The organism is Streptomyces sp. NPDC019937 (genome assembly GCF_040631655.1).
GTDB lineage: Bacteria > Actinomycetota > Actinomycetes > Streptomycetales > Streptomycetaceae > Streptomyces.
The window spans coordinates 1-4732 of sequence record NZ_JBEYAL010000103.1 but is presented as its reverse complement, the minus strand read 5'-3'; the positions used below and the strand labels follow the sequence as shown (position 1 = coordinate 4732).

At 71.2% G+C, this 4732-nt stretch carries 1 protein-coding gene; it reads right to left on the bottom strand.

Annotated features, from left to right (window positions below):
• A partial coding sequence (locus tag ABZ562_RS41000) for a type I polyketide synthase (RefSeq protein WP_361490528.1) occupies nucleotides 1-4705 on the bottom strand: 4705 nt, incomplete at its 3' end.
• Nucleotides 4706-4732: the final 27 nt, after the last annotated feature.

Genomic DNA, 4732 nt, shown 5'->3' with positions numbered 1-4732 from the left:
GCTCAGCCGAAACCGACGCCAGCACCTCGCCCAGCGCATCCCGGTCCGCCACATCACACGCGGCCCACCGCACCTCCGCACCCAACTCAGCCAGCTCAGAGCCGAGTTCCGAAGCCCCGGGCGCATCCGCACCGCGACGGCTCACCAGCAACAGCCGCCGAACGCCGCGCTCCGCCACCAGGTGCCGCGACAGCAGACCACCCAGCGTGCCAGTCGCACCGGTCACCAACACCGTGCCCCCGGCACCACCGAGATCAGCCAGCTGCTCGACATCAGCGACCGCCCGCGCCAGACGCGGCACGCGCACCGCCCCGGCACGCAGCGCGAGCTGCGCCTCGCCGGAGGCGAGCGCGGCGGACAGCGCGCGGAACGACGCGTCGTGACCGTCGATGTCGACGAGCACGAAGCGATCCGGGTTTTCGGCCTGCGCCGAACGCAGCAGGCCCCACACCGCGGCCTGCGCCAGATCGGCCACCGTCTCGTCGGTCCCGGCGGCTACGGCACCCGAGGTGAGGACGACCAGCCGCGCATCCGCGAACCGCTCGTCGCCCAGCCACGCCTGCACCAGCGCCAGCACCTCGGCCGTGGCCCGGTGCGTCGCCCCGGCCACGTCCTCGCCGCCGTCCACGGACGGCGACACGAAGACGAGTTCCGGCGTCCCGGTCAGCAAGGCCAGGTCCGGGTACGTGACGATGTCGGCACCAGCCGCCCCGAGCCCGAGGCCGTCCGAGCCGAGCACAGCCCAGCGGGAGGTCGGCACGGGCGCGGAGGAGACGGTGGCGGGCAGGTCAGCCCACTCCAGGCGGAACAGCGACTCCTGACGCCCGCCCCGCGCACCGCTGATCTGCTCGAAGGCCACCGGCCGCAACACCAGCGAATCCACCGACAGCACGGCACGACCCGCACCATCAGCCACCGCCAAAGACACCGCATCCGTACCAGCAGCCGACAGACGCACCCGCAGCACCGACGCACCCACCGCATGCAACGACACACCCGACCACAAGAACGGCAACCGCGCCCCGCCCTCACCATCGAACAGGCCACCCAACCCCACCGCATGCAACGCCGAATCCAGCAACGCCGGATGCAGACCGAACGCACCCGCCTCTTCGGCAAGCTCCAGCTCGGCGAAAACCTCATCACCCAGCCGCCAGGCGGACTTCAACCCCTGGAACACCGGACCATACGCCAGCCCCAGACCCGCCATACCCTCATACAGACCACCCAGCTCAACCGGCGTCGCACCCGCCGGAGGCCACACACCCAGATCAAACGACCCGGACGACGCACCCTCCACCAACGCACCCGAGGCATGCCGCACCCACGGCTCATCCTCAAGCCGCGAATACACCTCAATCGAACGGCGCCCAGCACCATCGGCCGCACCCACCGACACCTGAAGCTGAACACCACCCACCTCGGGAAGCACCAACGGCGCCTCCAGCGTCAGCTCCTCCACCAGATCACAACCGACCTGATCACCAGCGTGCACCGCCAGCTCGACAAAGGCCGTGCCCGGCAGCAACACCGAACCCATCACCACGTGATCAAGCAGCCACGGATGCGTCTGCACCGACAACCGCCCCGTCAACAGCAACCCATCACCACCCGCCAGCGGCACCACAGCCCCCACCAACGGATGATCCACAGGCGCCAGCCCCAGCCCGGCCGTACCGCCCAATGCGGCGGCCGAGACCTGCGGCCAGTAGCGCTCGTACTGGAACGCGTACGTCGGCAGGTCGACCCGCGCGGCGCCCGTACCGGCGAAGACGGCATCCCAGTCCACCGCCACGCCCCGCACATGCGCCCGCGCGACAGCCGACAGCAACGCCTCAGCCTCGGGACGGCCCTTACGGCAGACGGACGCGAACACGGCATCATCACCGGTCACACACTCCTGGGCCATCGCGGTGAGCACACCATCCGGACCCAGCTCCACGAACGTGCTGACGCCCTGAGCCTCCAGAGTGCGCACACCGTCGAGGAAGCGCACGGCCTCACGGACATGCCGCACCCAGAAGTCGGCCGTCGTGATCTCCTCGACGGACACCACGGCACCGGTCAGATTCGACACGATCGGAATGCGCGGAGCCTCGTACGACAACCCCTCGGCCACCGCACGGAACGCCTCCAGCATCCCGTCCATACGCGGCGAATGGAAAGCATGACTGACCGTGAGCCGCTTCGTCTTACGACCCTGCGCCTCAAAGCCCGCCGCAATCTCGACAGCAGCATCCTCATCGCCCGCGATGACCACGGACGTCGGTCCGTTGAGGGCGGCGATGCTCACCCGGTCGGTGAGCAGCGGCAACACCTCGTCCTCCGCTGCCTGGATGGCGATCATCGCTCCACCGGCCGGAAGCTCCTGCATCAGACGCCCACGAGCGGCCACCAGCTTCGCCGCATCCGCCAGCGACAACACACCCGCCACATGCGCGGCGGCCAACTCACCGATCGAGTGCCCGGACAGGAAGTCCGGGCGCACACCCCACGCCTCGACCAGCCGGAACAGCGCCACCTCGACCGCGAACAACGCAGGCTGCGTAAACGCCGTCTGGTCCAGCACCGAGGCGTCATCGCCGAACAGCACCGACTTCAGCGGCCGCTCAAGATGCCGATCCAGCTCCGCACACACCGCGTCCAGCGCCTCCGCGAACACCGGATAGGCGTCATACAACTCGCGCCCCATCCCCAGCCGCTGGCTGCCCTGCCCCGTGAACAGGAACGCCACCCGCCCACCGGCCACCGAACCCTCGACGAGCCCCGCAGCGGACTCGCCCCGCGCCAGCGCCTCCAGACCGGCCAGCAGCCCGGCGCGGTCCTCGGCGACGACGGCCGCGCGGTGGTCGAAGGCGGATCGGGTGGTCGCGAGCGAGTAGCCGAGGTCGACGGGGCGCAGGTCGGGGTGGTCGTGCACGTGCGCGGCCAGGCGCTCGGCCTGGGCGCGCAGCGCGGCCGTGCTGCGGCCGGAGACCAACCAGGCGAGCGCAGGCGCGGCGTCGGGAGCGGTTTCCGCATCCGTCGAGCCAGCCGCCTCGACCGGGGCCTGCTCGATGATCGTGTGCACATTGGTGCCGCTGATGCCGAACGACGACACACCCGCCCGGCGCGGGCGGCCGGTCTCCGGCCACGTCCGCTGCTCCGTCAGCAGCGACACCGCGCCCGCCGACCAGTCGACGTGCGGCGACGCCTCGCCCGCGTGCAGGGTCTGCGGAAGCACCCCATGCCGCATGGCGAGGACCATCTTCATCACGCCCGCGACACCAGCGGCCGCCTGTGTGTGGCCCATGTTGGACTTGATGGAGCCCAGTAGCAGCGGCTGGTCCTCGGACCGGTCGCGACCGTACGTGGCGAGCAGCGCCTGCGCCTCGATCGGGTCGCCCAGGGTCGTCCCCGTACCGTGCGCCTCGACCGCGTCCACATCCGCAGCGGACAGCCCGGCACCGGCCAGCGCCTGGCGGATGACGCGCTGCTGCGACGGGCCGTTCGGCGCCGTCAGGCCATTGCTCGCACCGTCCTGGTTGACGGAGCTGCCACGTACGACCGCCAGCACGGGGTGGTCGTTCTTCCGCGCATCGGACAGCCGCTCCACGAGCAGCATGCCCGCGCCCTCGGCCCAGCCGGTGCCGTCCGCGTCCGCCGAGAACGCCTTGCAGCGGCCGTCGGCGGACAGGCCGCCCTGGCGGCTGAAGCCGATGAAGGTGGCGGGGGTGGCCATCACCGTGACGCCACCGGCCAGCGCGAGCGAGCATTCGCCGGCCCGCAGGGCCTGCATGGCCCAGTGCAGGGCGACGAGCGACGACGAGCAGGCCGTGTCGACGGTGACCGCCGGGCCTTCGAGGCCGAGGGCGTACGCGACGCGGCCGGAGGCGATGGAGCCGGTGCTGCCGGAGCCGATCGCGCCCTCGCCGCCGCCGTCGGGCGACTGCTCCACGAGCGTGGCGTAGTCGTGGTACATGACGCCCGCGAAGACACCGGTCCGGCTGCCGCGCAGGGTCGTCGGGTCGATGCCCGCGCGCTCGAACGCCTCCCAGGACGTCTCCAGCAGCAGTCGCTGCTGCGGGTCGGTGGCCAGGGCCTCGCGCGGCGAGATCCCGAAGAAGGTGGGGTCGAAGTCGGCGGCGTCGTGCAGGAAGCCGCCCTCGCGGGTGTACGAGGTGCCCGGGTGCTCGGGGTCCGGGTGGTAGATCGTGTCCAGGTCCCAGCCGCGGTCGACGGGGAAACCGGAGATCGCGTCCTGGCCGGAGGCCAGCAGCTGCCACAGTTCCTCGGGGGTCCGTACCCCGCCCGGGAAACGGCAGCTCATGGCGACGATGGCGATCGGCTCGTCGTCGGCCGCGCTGACGGTCGACGCCGGTACGGTCAACTGGCCTCGGGTGCCCGCGAGTTCACCCTGAAGGTGCTCGGCCAAGACGAGGGAGGTCGGGTAGTCGAAGACCAGGGTGGCGGGGAGCCGCATCCCGGTGGCCGCGTTCATCCGGTTGCGCAGTTCCACCGCCGTCAGCGAGTCGAAGCCCAGGTCACGGAAGGCGCGATCGGGGTCCACGGAGTCGGCTGAGCCGTAGCCCAGAACGGCTGCGACCTGCGTACGGACCAGCCTCAGCAGCAGATCGAGCTGTTCGGCCTCGGCCAGCCCGGCCAGCCGCTGCGCCAACGCGCCCGCTCCGGCGGAGGAGCCCTCCGCCGCACGCCGCGCCGGCACCCGCACCAGCCCACGCATCAACGGCGC